This is a genomic window from Paenibacillus barcinonensis (assembly GCF_003217495.1).
GTDB lineage: Bacteria > Bacillota > Bacilli > Paenibacillales > Paenibacillaceae > Paenibacillus > Paenibacillus barcinonensis.
Genome location: NZ_QJSW01000023.1, coordinates 66104 through 84274, shown reverse-complemented (window position 1 = coordinate 84274; position 18171 = coordinate 66104). Strand labels below are relative to the sequence as shown.

Sequence of the window (18171 nt, the reverse complement as noted above, 5' to 3'; positions counted from 1 at the left end):
AGCTACCGTTTCCGGTAGTTGTCCCAAGCTTGAGGGCAGGTTGCCTACGTGTTACTCACCCGTCCGCCGCTAACCATCAGAGAAGCAAGCTTCTCCTCAAGTCCGCTCGACTTGCATGTATTAGGCATGCCGCCAGCGTTCGTCCTGAGCCAGGATCAAACTCTCCAATAAAGATGAATTTCACAGCGTCGTTCAACGCTGTGAAACTCATCGGTGTATCGAAAAGAGCGATAAGCTCATTTTGAATCTGACGAGATTGTTAATCTCATTGTTGTTCCAGTTTTCATACAGCCAGATGGCTTGTATCAAAAACCTTCACGTTCATTCTGCAAGCAGAATGTTTACTCACTCGTTGTTCAGTTTTCAAAGATCAAACTTCGTTTTGTCACTGTCGCTTGTTCGCTTCAGCAACTCTTATATCTTATCATGTTCGAACCAACTTTGCAAGCTCTTTTTTTAAGTTTCTTTCGAAGCTTTTTATTAAGCTGCTTGCCGCACTGTGTAAACCGTGTTTTCTTGGCCGGAATTAGAATATACCATGTATAGAACCTGTTGGCAACTTGTAAAATATACCATCCTCTTAGCCACCAAGCACTATTTTGCCATCTAATAAACTTTGAACTTTAGTCCTGATCTACACAGTACATTAGTTTCGAATATTCCTCACTGATCCTTACAACAATTAGAGGTGTGCAACCCTTATCCCATCAAGTACCTTCGTAATTATAAATTCACACATCACATCTCCATTTTGAACCGCCGCTTATCTTCTTCGAAAAGGTTATGAACTCATCAATGCCAGTACTGCTCATCTTGATGCAATCACAATGCCCCCTCAGCCAACCTCCCCATGATAATGGTATCGTAATACTGTCCATCAGCATGTCGACGGTCTCTTTTGAGGATACCCTCAATCTCAAACCCGTTCAACTCATACAAACGAATGGCCTTCTCATTTGTTGCAAGCACCTTTAATGTGACCTTTTCTATGGCATTCCTGTCCGCCCAATCCAGACACAACTTCAATAAAGCCTTGCCAATGCCATACCCCCAGAAAGCACGTGCAACACATACTCCAAACTCGACCTGATGCTTAAAACGCTTCAACTCACTCCCCGCACATCTGCTGTATGCAACTACCCGTCCCGATACTTCGGCTACCAGAAAAAGATTCGTACTCTTTTCAGCATCCATATGAATCAGTTCTTCAAAACCCCTCTCATCTATGAAAGCTTCACCTGCTTCCCGATCCATATGCTCCGTTTCCCCATCCAGCTGCACACGAAGTGTACATAAGATGCCAGCATCCTTGGCCTCGGCAGAACGAATTGTATACGTCACACCTTTAACTTCATACTCTTGCTGATGAATGATCATCTCAACACCCCCACTCCTGTCTATTATAAAATAAAAGCGATCAAGTCCTCACTTGAATTACATATCAAGCTCTTTATCCCTTCATCCCCTATCTTCAAACCGTTCCTTCTATAAAAACGATCCACTCAGGCTCCATCTAACCTTGAAATCATACATATTAGTGTATTCGACCACCCTATCCAATTTCAGACGGACTTTTTCCCGTTAACATCTTAAATACCTGGCTAAAATACGTCGCATTGCGAAATCCCGTCATCTCGCTTACTTCATAGACCATGTAATGTCCCGATTGCAACAGCTCCACTGCCCGCTGAATACGATATCCATTCAGATAGCTGACGAAATTCTCTCCCGTCACCCTTTTGAATAATTGACTCAAATATTTAGGGTGAACAAAAAGACTTTTCGCAATCGCCTCGAAACTGATCTCCTCTGCGAAGTGCTCCTCCACATACTGTTTCACTTGCGCAATGAGTTTATTGCTTTTCTTCTCGCCCATTTCTTTACGAAGCTGCTCCAGCCAGTCCCGGATCACCCCATTCATCCAGCTAATCAGATCATGAAGAGCATACTTTGACTGTATTTCACGCAAGAAATCACTCATCGTGAGCGGAGGGGTAAGCATCGGGTGCTGTTTTTTCCAACTGTGCATCATCGTATCAAATAAACTGACGGCAATGACCTGCGCATCCTGAATACCCGCACATTTTCCTTCCTGCAGGGAATGAAACAGCTGAAGCCATATTTCCTCTGCCAGATTGATTCGCATATCAGCCCACGCCTCATTCCACTGATGAAGCAGCAAGGAATAATCTTTGACGCTACGCTCAGCCCCCTCGCCTGCCTCATAGTGATATATACGACTTCCACCCTGAAATTCCGCTCGCTCCACCGCTTCCCGGCTCTCCAGATAAGAGTCAATCACCTCACAGAGATGGTATTTTAAGCGGCCAATACCTGCACTAACCTCAATTTTCAGATAAGTAAAAATCTGATCCATCATTCGACTCACTAGCGCCTGCAACTCTTCAAAATAATCCTGATCACCCAGCATCAGCAACACAAAGACCTGATCTGAATAGTCCACAATCTCCAGCTGCCCCTCTGCCATCCGGGAGCCATGCTCCTTCACCGTCTCCTGAATAATATCGGCCGCCCCGTAGCGTAGCAGTTGCCAGTCCCGCTCCTTCATTTTCGTCATAAAACCAGGCCGATTCAGATGCAGACTAACCGCTCGAATCTGAGGGTACATCCGAAATCCGATATATTCCATGCGCGCTTCGGGCAATTCATCGGCTCGATAACGTGTGGTGAGCAGTTCATGTAGAAACTGCTTGCGCAGATAAGGAAGCACCCGCCCTGCTTCTTGTTTGTACGTCTGCTCTAGCCGCTCATGCCGCTCTCGCACATCCTGTTCCAACAGTACCTCCCGCAGCACAGACTCAATCTCCTCTACCTCCGCCGGCTTCAGCAAAAAATGATTTACACCCCAGCGCATAGCCGCTCTGGCGTTCTCGAATTCGTCATATCCGCTAAGGATAATGATCGGAAGGTGAGGACAGTCGCGCCGCAGTGCCTGCGTAACTTCAAGTCCAGTCATACCCGGCAAGTAAACATCGGTCATGACGAGATCTGGACGCATGCGGTGGAAGAGTTCCAGCGCCTCCTCCCCGCTTGCAGCTGTACCTGCAATGCTCAGGCCCAATGAAGGCCAGTCGATATGCTCGGTCAGCGCTTTGACAATATGCGGATCATCATCCACAAGCATAATGGTTTTCATCATTTTTCACCGTCCAGCCACAGATTTAATTGCTCTTCGGTCTCAATGCGCGGTAGCGTGATTTGCACCTCCACACCGCCTGAACCTCCATTACTCAATTGCACGCCGTACCTTTGTCCACAGTATAGCTGTATGCGCTGATGTACGTTGCGTACACCAATCCCTTTCGAATCTTCCATGCTCCACTCATTCATCAGACCTTGTCCATTATCTGTGATCCGTATCCTGATATCGGGGACAGCTCGATCGTCCTGCTCGATATGTACTTGAATGCGGAGTGTTTCTTCCCTTGGATGTCCGTGCATAACGGCATTTTCAATAAAAGGCTGCAAGATGATCTTGGGAATATAACAACCCCGAATGCGCGGATCAATACGCTCCTGATACTGAATGGCAAACGGCAAACGTTCGGATTGAATGCTGACGTAACACCGGGCATGCTCCAGCTCATCACGCACACGAATAAACAGTCTGCCCCCGCTCAGCCCAATCCGCAGCAGCTTGCTCAGCTGCACAATCATACGGCTGATGTCCTTGGCATCATAATCGAGAGCACGCCAGTGAATCATATCCAGCGTATTGTACAGAAAATGGGGTTTGATCTGCGCTTCAAGCAGACTGGTCTGGGCTTCGCGCTTGGCACGACTCTCATCCTTGACCTGCTCCATCAGCATCGTCAGCTGTGAAGCCATATGGTTGAATCCGTATGCCAAATGGGCATATTCCTCCGTAAAAGACAGTTGTACACGAGTGTCGAAGTCTCCTTTTTCAAGCTGTCTCATGCGTTTAATTAATTGCCGTAATGGGCGGATAATCTGCCGTACAAACACATATGCGAGCACAGCCGAGCACAACAGTCCAAGCACTGCGATACCAAGGATCTGCCAGCCCGCTTGCCGAACTGGAGATAGAAGTGTATACACGGGAATTGTCTGTACAAGCCGCCACTGGAGCATCGCCGGTTTGGAGTAAAGCACCAGCTGCGCCCCTCCAGGTTGACCCGACACCACTTCAAACCCATCTTCCCCAGCCTGGGCATGCTCCTGAATCCACTCGCTATCTATAATAGAAGAAGATGAATCTGTATAAGCCTGATCGGACCAGGCATCCCCCCCTGCCGCCGCAGCTTTTCCCATCTGCATCACGACATTGCCCGCAGTATCCACCAGCAGCACGTTTCCATCCAACACCATTGGTACATCAGCGAACCTGCGTACAATGTCCGCTCTGCTTAGACGTATAAGCACATAAGCAACCGTCCCGCCACGACTATCGAAGATTCGCTGCGCATACCCTACCAAGGATTGTCCCGATGCATTCTCACGAAGTGGAACCCAGGCGGCATCAGCCTTTTCCAGCGCAGAAAACCAGGCATCATTCGCAAGGGTATCTAACGAAAAAATATGGTCAGCCATCGTAACGGTCACTTCATTAAACGCATCCGTATACAGCTCAACCGAGGTGATGCCTTCACTCACCACGATCGTATGATCCAGAATTCGCGAAACCTCTCGCCGCTGGTGGATCTGTGCAAGCCTCCCCATGCCGGTCGTTTCTAGCAGGCTAGACAACTCTCTGTTGCTTGCCAAGCTATAAGCAGTACCCGTTACTCCTGTGATGAAATCAAATCCCCGCCTTGTGCTTTCATTGAGGAGTGCGAGTCGTGCTTTACTGATCTCGGTAAAGGTGACGGCAGAGAACGACTGATAGGACAGCCAGACAATGATCGAAACAAGCAACAGATTAAACGCAATAAAGCAAGTCACCATCAATGTGGAGAGCTTGCTTTGTTGCAGCTTTTGAAGAATATAGGAGGACCATCTTGCCTTTCGCATACGGAATCAACTCGTTTCGTCTTGGAATTACCCTTTGAGCCCAGAGGTCGCGATTCCTTCCACGAAGTACTTTTGACACACGATAAATACGATAAAACATGGCACAAGGGATAAAACAGACATCGCGAACATTGGACCCCAATCGGATTGCGAGCTGGAATCCAGGAACAAACGCAGTCCTAGCGGAACCGTGTACTTGCTCACATCGCTCAGGTAGATCAGTTGACTGAAGAAGTCATCCCATGTCCACAGGAACGTAAAGATCATCGTAGTGACAAGTGCCGGAAAAGCGAGCGGGATAATGATTTTGGTATAGATTCTTACTGGACCACATCCATCAATAGTCGCTGCTTCATCCAGTTCCCGAGGCAGCCCCCGGAAAAACTGTACCATCAGGAAGATGAAGAATGCATCCGTTGCCAGCCATTTCGGGATTACAAGCGGCAGGTACGTATTCACCCACTCCAGATGATTAAAAAGAATATACTGCGGAATCAGTGTAACGTGATGAGGCAGCATAATGGTCATTAGCATCAATCCGAAGCAGATAGCCTTGAAGCGAAAATTCAACCGGGCGAAGGCATATGCCGCCATCGAGCAGGAGATCACATTGCCTAGCACCGCTCCAAGCGATAGAACGATGGAGTTCGTCAGAAATTTTGAGAAGGCATTCCCCTGAATTCCCGACCAGCCTGTCATGTAATTTTGCCAATTCCACTCTTTGGGCCAGAACCAGGTCTCCGTAAAAATCATATGCCCTGGCTTGAATGAGCTGCCCAGCATCCACAAGACAGGATAAAGCATGATAAAGGCGATGCCTGAGATCAGTACATGCTTGGTAACAATCCATGCTGTAGCATTCCGTTGTCCTATCATGATTTTCCACCATCCTCATAGTGTACCCAGAGCTTGCTGCTACGGAATACGAGCAATGTAAATACGCCGATCAGAATTACCAGCACCCACGCCATCGCGGAGGCATAGCCCATCTGGAAGAAGGAAAATCCCTTTTTGTACAGATACAGCGAGTACATCAATGTTGAGTTCACTGGTCCACCACTACCGTTACTGATGATGAAGGCCTGCGTGAACGATTGAAAGGATGTGATCAACTGCATAACCAGATTGAAGAAAATGACCGGCGACAGAATCGGCAAGGTAATATAGAAGAATCTGCGCATCGGGCCTGCTCCATCGACAGCCGAGGCTTCGTCATATTCCGGCGGAATCTGCTTGAGACCGGCCAGGAAAATGATCATCGAGGAGCCAAATTGCCATACGGACAACAGTACAATGGAATACAGCGCATACTTCGGATTCGCTACCCAGTCCGGTGCTTTAATGCCTACCATTGCCAGCACACTGTTGAGCAGTCCGTCACCGCCCAGCATTTTACGCCATAACATCGCAATCGCTACGCTGCCACCCAGCAATGTCGGAATGTAATACACCGTGCGGTATATTCCAAGCCCGCGAATGCCTTTATTCAACAGCATGGCAACAAACAGGGCAAAGATCAGTTTAAGCGGAACGGATACAGCTACATAGGTAAATGTCACTTGAAGTGACTTCGCAAACAATTTGTCAGACGTAAACATCGTGATGTAGTTATCCAGACCGACCCAGTTCGGGGCGGCCAGGATACTGTAGTCGGTAAAAGAAATGTATAACGATGCAAGCATGGGACCCAGGGTCAAGAACAATAATCCGACAAGCCAGGGCGCGAGAAATAACAGAGCTGCTCCATTATGGGCGTAGCGACGTTTTACTCGCCGGGCGGCTACTTTCTCGATTCTGGCTTGACTGACCTGTGATGTCGTCATTTTCGCAACCTCCCCGCAGTATTTGAAGTCATTCGGAACGGTTATCGGCCAGTTACAATGTCAGGGACAGGTTGAGCTTGTTTGATGCTACTGCTTCAACTTGTTACTGGCTGGATGCAAGCGTTGCTTTGGCGCCTTCGATAAACTGAGTGATGATATCTGGCATGTTACCTTGGCCAAAAGCGATTTGTTCGCTTGCACTTTTGAAACTCGTGTCCACTTCAGCGAATCCTTGCGGGTATGGTGGGCTAATCTCACTGGAATGCTTCGATACGGTATCAATGAATTGGAAAATAACCTGTTCAGCCTCTGATAGCTTAGGCTGCATCTGCTCACGAATGCTTGCATTAACAGGAACACCGCGCTCGGAGCCAAGAATCGCCGTTGCTTCCGGGTCGTTAACCATAAAGTCAATGAACATAGCTACTTCTTTGGGATGTTTGGATTTGGAATAACCCGACATGAACTGGCCTGGCTTCAGATACTCGCCAATCCGCTGTTCATTCGCGCCATGAGGCAACACTTGAATGCCCAGCTTATGATCCTGATTTTTGTTCACCTGCTGGAAAGTCAGTAGCTGATTGGACCAAGCAAAATCCATTGCCGCTGTACCTAAAGAGATCGGTCTTGTTTCCAGAGCATTGGTTGTAGATGCTGTCACTTCGGCAGAGGTAGCCCCTCTGTTCTCACGCAGCTTAGCCCACATCTCAAACCACTGCTTCAATTGATCATTCGTCGCTGTTATCGTACCGTCCTCAAACAAACCTTTGCCTGACTGGCGCACAAACACCTCAAACATATTCGTAGCACCGGAAATGTCAGCCGAGCCGTAGAAGCCTTCTCCCTTGTCCGCAGCTATTTTGGCTGCAGTCGCTGAGAAGTCATCCCAGGTCCAGCTTTCCTTTGGCTCTTCAATGCCCAGTTCCTGGAACAGCGTTGCATCGTAGATGACACCTGGCGCGTTCACTCCGAGAGTAATCGCATATAATTTGTCGTCAATCGAGCCGGCTTTGATCATGCTCTTGTCATGATCGGCTATACGCAGCTCCTTATCGGCATATGGAGTCAGATCAAGCAGAGCTCCACGCCGGGCAAAGTCTGTCAGGAAGGCGTAGTCCATCTGGATAATATCCGGGGCATTGGAACCGGCAACCTGAGTTGTCAGCTTGTCAAAATATCCATCCCATCCTGAATATTCAGGTTTAATTGTAATGTTTGGGTGCTTCTCTTCGAACAGTTTAATCACTTTGGTGGTCAGATCATGTCTGGTCTGTGATCCCCACCACGTCATGCGCAGTTCAATTTTGTCAGCTGAATCGCTTTGGCTTGTCTCACCGGAGGATGCAGGCTTACTCGAGGTACCACCGGAGCAGGCTGTAGCAAATAATAACAGGGACAGGCAGAACAGGGTTACCCATTTTTTCGTGCTGATCATGAATGAATTTCCTCCCCTTTTTGCTTATATGAAATCGCTTACAATATTATTGTAATCGTCTGTCACTCCACATGACATAAACAAAAGTAAGCTATCCTGTCAAAAAAGTAAGGGGTTCTCAGGAATGAAAAACCACCGGAAATCATATTCCCGGCGGCGCTCTTTTCCTCAAACATGATAGACATCGTTCATTCGCTATATGCTCTTATCATATTTCAAGTTTAATGTGCTGCTGAAGCGGCTGAAGCAGATAGGACGGGAGAGTTCGTGATACGGTCCGACAGGTGCTGCTCCATTTTGGCCACCTCTGTCCCGGCCAGCATCATGATACCAATGCCGTGGTTATCGTTGGTCACCGTACGCAAGTCCTGATCGTAATACTCGGCAGTAAATGCATATCTGGATCCACTGCATACACCATGCACATTCCCTTGACGGTCAATTGCGTTGCACACCAGTCCCTTCCATGCCCGCTGGGCAGCCGTAACATAGGCTGACGGGTCCTTGAACCAGCCGAAACGCACTCCACGCGCAAAGCCATAAGCAAACATGGCTGTACAGGAGGCTTCCAGATAGGTCTGTGAATTGTTCAGCACCTGATGCCAAAGTCCGCTCTCACTTTGCAGGGCGGCATAGCCTTCACAGAGTTCATTGAAAAAGGCAATAAGAGCCGGGCGCTCCGGATGTTCTTCCGGCAAAGCCTCCAACACTTCTGTCAGGGAGAACAGCGTCCATCCATTGCCGCGACCCCAAGGAATCTGTGTTGCCTGTTCATATTTGAAATCATATACATGAGACATAATTTTGTATTCTGGCATGAACAGATATTTACGGTAAAGTGAAAACTGTTTTGCTGCTTCGTCGAGCGCTTCGGACTTCCCTGTCACACGGGCATACCGTACTAAGAACGGGGTGCTCATATACAGATCGTCTGCCCACATCGTGTTCTCCGCATACTCTCCGGCACATGTACGATAGAACGCCCCGTCCGATCTACGCTCCAGGCGGGAAAGCATGAAATCTGCGATGCGATCAGCAATCGGCAGGAAGGTAGGCTCCTTACATTCGGTATATGACTCCAGCATCGCGGAGCCAAAGGAACCACAGTTATCCAACATTTTCAGCATAATCAGCTGCTGATTGATTGCCGGAAAGCCGTATTGCTCACGATCCCACAGCGAATATTCATACATCTGCGTGCACGCCTGCACATGCTCAGCTGCATAACGTGTAATATCCGGTCTTTGCATATAACGTCCAGCTTGAAGCAATCCATAAACGGTAACACCCAGCGGATAATCCCAACGTCCATAGTTGGTCACACTGCCCACCGTCCATTTATTGCTCAGCATCGCATTCTCATAGTAAGGTCGGATAAACGCATCTGGCCGATCCAGCCGCCAGTATGTCCGTGCTGAACCTTGCTTCGCTACGCTTGTCTGGTACACACGATCCATACGCATCAGATCCGAAAGCTCCGGTTCTGCACCTGCTTCAAATGGGCCAGCATACAGCCAGCAGTCACCTGATGCCCCCTGTACTCGGTGTGGAAGCTGAAGTTGAAGCGCTTCCGTTCCAATCAATGCCTTCAATTCAAATCCCCATGAATCGGACCCTGCTTGACATTCACTGCGAATGAGCAGATCATTCCGTCCAAATGCGGCTGTTACTTCCACATCAAACGGCCCCGCTTCGATAACCTCTGCAACAGATTGACCACCAAGCCATATGCGCATGGAGCCCTGGGATTGTCCAGTTAACCGAACCGGACGTCCGGTTGCATCACGATTGTCCAGGTGTGTCCATGCATAAGCATGTCTTCCGGGCAGTAGCCCATAGATTCGTTCCAGAGCAGGTGTATTCCGCTCGGAGGCAGACCACTGGACCTCAGGCAGCCATTTCAAATCATTCTCCTCTTGACCTGCGAGCAGGTTTGGCTGTGCATGTGCGGATGATACAGGCTCGGAGAAAACCCAGCCCGCCTGCCCTGAACGCTCATGAAAAGGCGCCAGCACGTTCAGAATTCGCACCTTGCCTTCATCAGAACCAAACTGGCATCCAAAACCGGCAGGTGTATTCTTCATCTCCAGCCATACCGTATTCCATCCAGGCTGAATGTCAATTCCCAACTTCACCGTTGCATCTGGTGTAATTTCATCAATGACCGTTGAACGGTAGATTAACTCATTATTGAAGTAAAAACGTACCGGACCATAGCAGCGAACAAGCACATCCAGATTACGATGCTCATCCCCCCACACCAGTGCAGCAGCGTAGGAAATGTGATCCTTGGACGCATCAGGAAAGCGTTTACTCATATTCAGATCATAAAGCCCTTTGTCATTTTGCAGAATGCCCGACTGCTGAAACACACGGTATACGAAATCGGCCTGTGCATTGGCACCGATATATCTCTCTGCAAGCACCTTCAATACCTGCTCCTGATCTTCTCCAAATCGGTAATACATGCTTTGCGGTTCACTGAAATATGTTGTCATGAATGCCACATCCCTCTCATGTTGGAATACACTTTGAATTTTTTTAAAATCATGCCTATATACAGGACGACAATCTTTTGTCTCATTTTAATTAGATATAGCGCTTAACCTCGGTAGGATTCTCCCTTGAACGGGAAGGTGTTGTCACTTTACTTTGATAAACAACTCTGAATGAATATCCTTAGTATAACTGACATGACTCATGGTGGCTACAGATTTTTGTTTGCGCTTACACCCAAGTTTGTTATTTGCCTAGCATTTACAATAATGCCCTTCCCCATCTTACAATATTTGTTTAAGCATTTTAAGAAATAGCGCCGATAAACATACATATAACTCCTGATTATCCCATCTCATATCGGAAGGAAAGATACCTATTGAATACACTTGAAGCTCTGGTCCATGCAATGCCATTTGTCAGTCAGATGTTCCGCGATGATATCTCCATCTCTATTAATGACCATGAAAAGGTATTATATTTCTCCGAAGCGAAAAGTCTGAATATCGGTGTAAAAGCTGGAGACGAGCTGCATAATGACTATAAAGATTTCAAAATGCTGACGAACAAGGACTCGCGCACCATTGTACGGATGCCAGGTGATCTTCAGGGTAGACCCTTTGATTCCATTCTTATCCCTTTGAAGCAGAACGGGCAAGTTGTCGGTATTCTGGGGGTTAACTATGCTCTTGATAATCACCTGAAACTGGAAACACTGATCAACGAAAATGAAACAACCATTAATGCTCTCGTTGGCGGCATTCAACAAATTGCAGCTCATTCAGAGCAACTGTCAGCAACCTCGGAGGAAATTTTGCGAAATTCGAAAAAGGCCTCCGAGAACTCTGTGAACGTTACCAAAGTAACGAACGTTATTCGCGAGGTATCTGAGCAAACGAACCTGCTTGGTTTGAATGCCATGATTGAGGCCGCTCGTGTCGGAGAGCAGGGAGCCGGATTCGGCGTAGTCGCCAGCGAGGTTCGCAAGCTCTCCGATCATACCAAACAGGCTGCATCAGATATCGAAACCTCGCTGGGAAGCGTGCAGGATTCCATGAAACATATGGAGCAGGAGATTGGACAGATCACAACAGCTACGGTAGATCAGGCCAAGCTTGTGAGCGAATTTATGCAGAGTATCGAGCAACTCGGTGAGACCAGTACCAACCTGAAAACCTTTGTGCAGCAAATGCTGGCACTTGAGTAATTTCTCTTTATCAAAAAAGTCCATACTAGCCATCACGATGTACATACGATATGAATGCAGTACAGCATGAAGAAGCCTCTGTTCGTTTTCCCTATCAAGAAAATGAACGGAGGCTTCTTATTTTCAAGCAAGCTAACAGCTCTCAAGCCAAACTGCGCCTGCATATCAAAATTAGTAACATCAGAGTTCAACTGCAACTCCGAAGTGATCAGACACAACAGGGCCGTTCTTGCCATTAAGCACCACTGTGGAAGACTGGGCTTGTACCGGACGATTCGAGAAAATATAATCAATTCGCAGCGGACGTTCATTGTTGGCCCACCCAGCGATCGCTTTGACAACGGTGGCTCCGTCATCCTTTTGCTTCGCTGTCGTGTACAGATCATTCCAGCCATGCTCCATCATGTAATCATAGCCCTCTCCGCGAATCTCAGCGACGTTGTTAAAATCGCCCATGAGATATAAAGGCTGATGCATGTAAGCTGCAAGCTTGCTCTCCGTCAGATCCCACTGGCCCTTAAAAGGTTCCTGCGCATCATCCCACCAATTAAAATGTCCATTAACGAACCATGCTGTTTCACCTGATACCGCCGTCTCGATGCCTACGATTTTACGTGTACGGTAATTGTTGTAATCCCGCAGGTGGGACACGTATTCCTCAAATGAACATGTAATCGGCGTCCGGCTTAGAATCGCCAGTCCTTCATCATATGTGCGAAACCCGATATGTGTTGGAACCCATGTCCAATAATAAGTCTCGGTCAACTGCTGCAGCAGGACATGGGCGTAGTTATCTTTTTTAATCACAGCGTCCGCATCCGTGGGTAGATATGTCTTCAATGCTTCCTCAGACAGAGCGCACTCCTCAATAGACTGGTTAACCTCCTGCATGGAAATAACGTCAAACTGATGTTTATTGATAAAGTCCGCCAACTGGCTGATTTTGTTCAATTGATCTTCTTCTGCCCAGGCATGGACATTTAATGTAAGGATCTTCACGATGTCTCTCTCCTGCTCTAATATAATCTGACCACATCCTCTGGCCGCCTTGCTCCCTGCATTGCTCTCAAAAGGAATACATATGATAAGCATACACAAAATGAACTATTCCTGCATATCTGCACGAGCAGCTCCAGAACTGATATGATAGAATCATTGATACTCTAGGCATGGACGTGGCACATGTCACCCTTGTCCCTAGATAACCCATGTTTACCCCAGGAGATGGAATGATGAACATACCCGACGAATGGAAAATGGATGACGCGCAGTGGAACGCATTGATTCATAAGGTTGCAGAGCTGTATAACAACCTGACCATCATGCGCGGATTCCAATATTATAAACAGAAACGTGTTGGACCATTATTCTTCAGTAACCGTCAGACCAAACATCATGATACTTCGGCAATCTACGATCATACTCGGAGTCTTACAGAATCAGACTCTTACGAAGCTGGGACGATTACGGCCGAGGTGCAGGGAACTGAAGCTTATACGGTTGTGTTGTACATGGAGGCCTTGTCTACCAGCCGTTGTACCTGTCCTGTTAACACGCCATGCAAACATATGGCTGCTGTACTGATGAGTTACGCGGAGCAGCAGGGACGCCCTGTCCCTGCACTTGTGAATGCACATGCCACTACTTCCCTAAAGCAAGTCGCTAAACCTGTGACCATGGCCTCCTCCGGGAGAGCCTATCGTTTTGGCGGTGCCTCGGATGGCGAGCCGACTGGCAAGGACCATGATGCTTCTGACGGCCGCCAGTACAGCGAGATTAAAGAACAGGCATCAGAACTGGCCGGAATGAGCATACCGGAATGGCATGAGCTGTTTCGTGACAGTCTCCGGCGGCTGGGAACAGGTACGGCAACCACGGCTTACATTCAGGAGGCTTCCGATGAGCTGTATGCTATTAAGCCCAAGCTGTCCACGGCCATGGACCAGCTGTTTGAGCTGCAGGTTCTGCTTTACCTCATGCGGTACTGCATTCCGCCCGCACGTAATTCCATCACAAATACACCCGTGTATTTAAGTTACCCGGCCCAGCTGGCCGTGGACACACTTCAGAAGAGTCTCGAAGCACTGCTGCTCCAGCCGCTTGATTGTGCTGGTCTCCAAGGTATGGCACTGGAGCAGTTTCAGGCAAGACTGGGAGAGACGGCAGGTTATTTGCGAAAAGAAATGATGCCCGAGACAGCAAACATGATGTTTTTTACGCCAGTATACAGCAAGCTATGGCTGAACTGGATTGTACCGCAGCTTCAGGGGAAATCGGATCTGCTGCAGACCGAGCTGGGGGCCCTGAATAGCATCGAGGAAGATGCCGCGAAGCAAGCGAAGGAGCGGATGCTTAACGGACAGAGAGCTGTCAGTAAAGTCACCCTTCCGCTGCCGCTTGTTCTGGCTCAAGGCTGGATGCACTACCATTTGAAGCAGGATACAGCGGCATGGCAAAAGCTTGTACATGGCAGCACAGCATACGGCATTCCTCCTGAGCATCTGCTTCAATTCCTGCACATACTGGTCGATGCAGCTGAATGGACGCGCTTAGTCGAATGGCTGGTGCAGCTCGGCCCGATGCTGACGAATCGGCGCAGCACCCCGCTACAGGACTACATGCAGCTGTGGAATATCGCAATCCAGCATGTACCGGAGTCGGAGCATCGCATGTGGGACACGCTGGTCAGCATGCTTCCTCACTCTCGCCCTGCTTATGAGGATGCTATGCATTCGCGAGCGCAATGGCGCAGGTGGATTGATTTTCAGCTCAGTACAGGTACCGAGCCGCTTGAATTCCGCGTTGCAGTATTACAGCCGATCGAGAAGGAGGCACCTGAGTTGCTGCTGCCATTCTATCATCAGGCGGTGGAGCGCTATATTGGTCATAAAAACAGGGACGGTTACAAAGCCGCAGTCAAGCTGCTGAAACGACTGTCCAAAATCTATAAAAAATTGAAGCATGATGAGCAGTGGGAGCACTTCATCACAACCATCGCTGTCCGCAACAGCCGTTTACGCGCCCTGCAGGAGGAGCTTCGGAAAGGTAAGCTGATTCCATGAGTCTACTACATCCCTATACAGAAACGATTGAGGTACATGTTGCGTTGACCGGATATGGTGACGCCTTGTTTTACGGTGCCCTGAATACACATCACTTTGTCTCTGGTCAGTCACTGAAGCAGCGTCTCTTCGCCTGGCATGTTCCGTCCTTCTACGGTACGGAGCTGGAAATCCGGCAGGTTGAAGAGATTGAGCTGGTTGTACTGCCCGCAGAAGAAGTCATTCCTTTCTTTGCAGCAATGAACACCTTGACTCATATTGAATGGAAATGGGACGAGCAGGCCATGTATCTGATTCAGCTGTCGCCCATGCTGACTGCTTCCATCGAGGATCGGAAGTATGTGCCCAGCTTCGAGGCCTACCGCAACGGACAACTACAATGGAGCTGGGACGCCGATAGCTTGAAAAAGCATGACCTGGCTGCACTGCATCAAGCTTTCCAGCAAACGGATGAGAGCTATGCCGAAGGACTTGGCGCTGCCTATTCCGCCGCTGTATTCCAGCAATGGTACAGCTCGGAGGAAGCGGCCACCGATCTGCGGCGTGAGTTCCCGCAGCTCTTTCCTGAGCGCGGGGTGCTGCCGCGCACAACGGGCCTTGATGCTCGTGCATGGCTGGTCTCCATCGGCTGGAAGGCCGATGCCGCACCGTTCCGACCGATGCTGCAATTGCAGGAGCCAGATGACGATGAACCGTCTTGGCGCCTGCGGCTCGTGCTGCAGAACAAACTGGACGCCGCTGTGCTTGTGCCCGTGATGCTCGATTCACGCGGAAGGCTGGAAGGCGAATGGCCCGACGGCTGGACGCCATTTATTGTGGATCGCTCGGCCGGCTGGCTGGACCAGTTACGCGCACAACTGCCACGTCTCGGTGGCTCCATCAGCGGCAGACGAGATATTCTGAGTGATCCGCTGGATGACCGTCAGGCCTGGCAGTTCCTGACCCAGGAGAGCGGCCGCTTGCTGGCATCGGGCTGGCAGGTGCTGCTGCCGGGCTGGTGGGAAGCTGCGCGCAAGAAAAAACCGAAGCTGCGCGCCAAGGTAAAACCGGAGGAAGGCAGTGAGCGAGGCCAGTCGTTCTTTGGGCTGGACTCCATTATTCATTTTGACTGGCGCATCGCCATTGGAGATACCGATCTCAGCGAAGAAGAATTCGCGGATCTTGTGGCCCGTAACGAACGACTGGTTCGCTTCCGCGGCGAGTGGGTGCCGCTCGACCCCGATCTGCTGGAGCAGATCAAGAGAGCCATGGGCGGTATAGATCAGGAGCAGGGACTCTCGTTTCAGGATATTCTGCACCTGCATCTGCTTCACAATGAACAGCGGGAATATGCCAAGCAGAAGTGGAAAGAAGGACAGCAGGCGGAAGAGGAGCAGCCCCAAGCTCAGACCAGCGAGAGTATTCGGCTTGAAGTAGAGTTAAACGAACATCTGAACCGGGTCATTGCCCAGCTCGGAGGCGGCCAAGGCGGCGCCCCTTCCCTGCCTGTTCCCGATGGACTTCATGCAGAGCTGCGTTCCTATCAGAAGGAGGGCTTTGCCTGGCTTGGATTTCTGCGCAGATTCGGTCTGGGAGCTTGTCTTGCTGACGATATGGGGCTTGGTAAAACCATTCAGTTTATTACGTATTTACTGCACATCAAGGAGCATGAGCCCCGCTTGCCCGGACAAGCACCGGCACTTCTCATCTGCCCAACATCGGTACTGGGTAACTGGCAGAAGGAGATCAGCCGCTTCGCCCCATCCATTCGGGTGAGTCTGCACTATGGCTCACGGCGGTTACATGGGGAGGATTTTCAGGAGCAAGCTGCGCAGTCGGATATTATCATTACCTCCTATGCCACGGCTACACTGGATCAGGAGTTACTCGAAAACTACACATGGTCTGCGATCTGTCTGGATGAAGCGCAGAATATCAAAAACGCTCAAACGAAACAGTCGATGGCTGTACGCAGCTTCCCGGCGAAACACCGAATTGCGCTCACAGGCACGCCGATTGAGAATCGGTTAGCCGAGCTATGGTCCATCTATGACTTTATCAATCCCGGTTACCTGGGCAGCGCTCGTGCCTTCCAGACCCGCTTTATCAGCGCTATTGAGAAGGATAAGGACGAACAGCGCATGCAGGATCTTCAGCAACTGGTGAAGCCCTTCATGCTCCGCCGTAAGAAAAAGGACCCGAATATTCAGCTCGATCTGCCGGACAAAAATGAAATGAAAACCTATATTCACCTCACGGGTGAACAAAGCGCATTATATGACCAATCAGTGCAAGCGCTAATGGACAAAATGAAAGAACTCGAAGGCATCAAGCGCAAAGGCGCGATTCTATCCGCGTTAACCCAATTGAAGCAGCTGTGTGATCATCCGCTGCTGCTGACCAAGGAAACCCTGCCGGAGGAACTGCCCGCAGATGACCCGGCAACTTCGGTCTACGACGTGTACAGCCCGCAGGATATGGCGATGCTCATCAGCCGTTCAGCCAAGCTGGAGCGCTTGATGGAGCTTGTTCGCGAGCTGAGAGATGAGGGCGAGCGCTGCCTTATTTTCACCCAATACATCGGCATGGGTCAGATGCTTCAGCAAGTGCTGCGGCAGGAATTGCAGGAGCCTGTATTGTATCTGCATGGGGGTACATCCAAGACTGCACGGGACCGTATGATCGAGGAATTCCAGTCTCGCAGTCTGCCTGCGGACAAACAGCCTTCGGTCTTCATTCTGTCGATTAAAGCCGGTGGCGTAGGACTGAATCTAACGGCGGCCAATCACGTCTTCCATTTCGACCGCTGGTGGAACCCTGCGGTGGAGAATCAGGCGACTGACCGGGCTTACCGGATGGGTCAGACCAAGGATGTGCAGGTACACAAGTTCATCTCTCTCGGCACTCTGGAAGAACGAATCGACGAGATGCTGGAGAGCAAGCAGCAGTTAAGCGACAACATCATTACCAGTTCGGAGAACTGGATTACAGAGCTGTCCACGGATGAGCTCAAGGATCTGTTCACCCGGCGCAGAGACTGGTCTGGTTAAACGATTAAAATACACTACAAAAAAAGAGCGAAGCTTAGGAAGGTTACTTCCGGCTTCGCTCTTTTCATTTCATGTCGTTATGTTATGAACCTGTAAACGATCGGGCAGCCTTGAAAGACTGCCGCAG

General features: G+C 49.4%; 11 protein-coding genes and 1 rRNA gene. 3 read left to right on the top strand and 9 right to left on the bottom strand.

Going from position 1 to position 18171, the window contains the following annotated elements:
• From DFQ00_RS24035 to DFQ00_RS24000, 8 genes are all read right to left on the bottom strand, one after another.
• A 16S ribosomal RNA gene (locus DFQ00_RS24035) occupies positions 1-171 on the bottom strand; the annotation flags it as partial.
• Between the two features lie 651 nt (positions 172-822).
• A complete protein-coding gene (locus DFQ00_RS24030) occupies positions 823-1377 on the bottom strand; it encodes a GNAT family N-acetyltransferase (RefSeq protein ID WP_110898999.1) in 555 nt (184 codons plus the stop codon).
• Between the two features lie 175 nt (positions 1378-1552).
• Positions 1553-3160, bottom strand: a complete 1608-nt coding sequence (locus tag DFQ00_RS24025) for a response regulator (protein ID WP_110898998.1) — start codon at positions 3158-3160, stop codon at positions 1553-1555.
• Positions 3157-4992 carry a sensor histidine kinase gene (locus tag DFQ00_RS24020; RefSeq protein WP_110898997.1) on the bottom strand — a complete coding sequence of 612 codons (1836 nt, stop codon included), beginning with the start codon at positions 4990-4992 and terminating at the stop codon, positions 3157-3159. Before DFQ00_RS24020 ends, DFQ00_RS24025 begins: the two co-directional genes overlap by 4 nt.
• Positions 4993-5019: 27 nt before the next feature.
• Complete coding sequence (locus tag DFQ00_RS24015; RefSeq protein WP_110898996.1) at positions 5020-5868, bottom strand: carbohydrate ABC transporter permease; 849 nt, start codon at positions 5866-5868, stop codon at positions 5020-5022.
• Positions 5865-6815, bottom strand: coding sequence for a carbohydrate ABC transporter permease (locus DFQ00_RS24010; protein WP_208643818.1), 951 nt, complete (start codon positions 6813-6815; stop codon positions 5865-5867). The genes DFQ00_RS24015 and DFQ00_RS24010 overlap by 4 nt, the downstream gene beginning before the upstream one ends.
• Positions 6816-6918: 103 nt before the next feature.
• Entirely contained in the window at positions 6919-8250 is a 1332-nt protein-coding gene (locus tag DFQ00_RS24005; RefSeq protein ID WP_110898995.1) for an ABC transporter substrate-binding protein, read from the bottom strand.
• A 221-nt stretch (positions 8251-8471) separates the two neighbouring features.
• Positions 8472-10748 carry a glycoside hydrolase family 88/105 protein gene (locus DFQ00_RS24000; RefSeq protein ID WP_110898994.1) on the bottom strand — a complete coding sequence of 759 codons (2277 nt, stop codon included), beginning with the start codon at positions 10746-10748 and terminating at the stop codon, positions 8472-8474.
• Positions 10749-11125: 377 nt separating this feature from the next.
• Here DFQ00_RS24000 and DFQ00_RS23995 point away from each other — a divergent pair, with 377 nt between their 5' ends.
• A complete protein-coding gene (locus tag DFQ00_RS23995; protein WP_110898993.1) occupies positions 11126-11953 on the top strand; it encodes a methyl-accepting chemotaxis protein in 828 nt (275 codons plus the stop codon).
• A gap of 180 nt (positions 11954-12133) precedes the next feature.
• Here the strand turns inward: DFQ00_RS23995 and DFQ00_RS23990 are convergent, their stop codons facing one another.
• A complete protein-coding gene (locus DFQ00_RS23990; protein ID WP_110899008.1) occupies positions 12134-12952 on the bottom strand; it encodes an endonuclease/exonuclease/phosphatase family protein in 819 nt (272 codons plus the stop codon).
• 233 nt (positions 12953-13185) lie between these two features.
• On the opposite strand from DFQ00_RS23990, the gene DFQ00_RS23985 reads away from it, so the two are divergent.
• Both DFQ00_RS23985 and DFQ00_RS23980 read left to right on the top strand, forming a co-directional pair.
• A complete protein-coding gene (locus DFQ00_RS23985; RefSeq protein WP_208643817.1) occupies positions 13186-15015 on the top strand; it encodes an SWIM zinc finger family protein in 1830 nt (609 codons plus the stop codon).
• Positions 15012-18044, top strand: a complete 3033-nt coding sequence (locus DFQ00_RS23980; RefSeq protein WP_110898991.1) for a DEAD/DEAH box helicase — start codon at positions 15012-15014, stop codon at positions 18042-18044. Before DFQ00_RS23985 ends, DFQ00_RS23980 begins: the two co-directional genes overlap by 4 nt.
• Positions 18045-18171 lie beyond the last annotated feature (127 nt).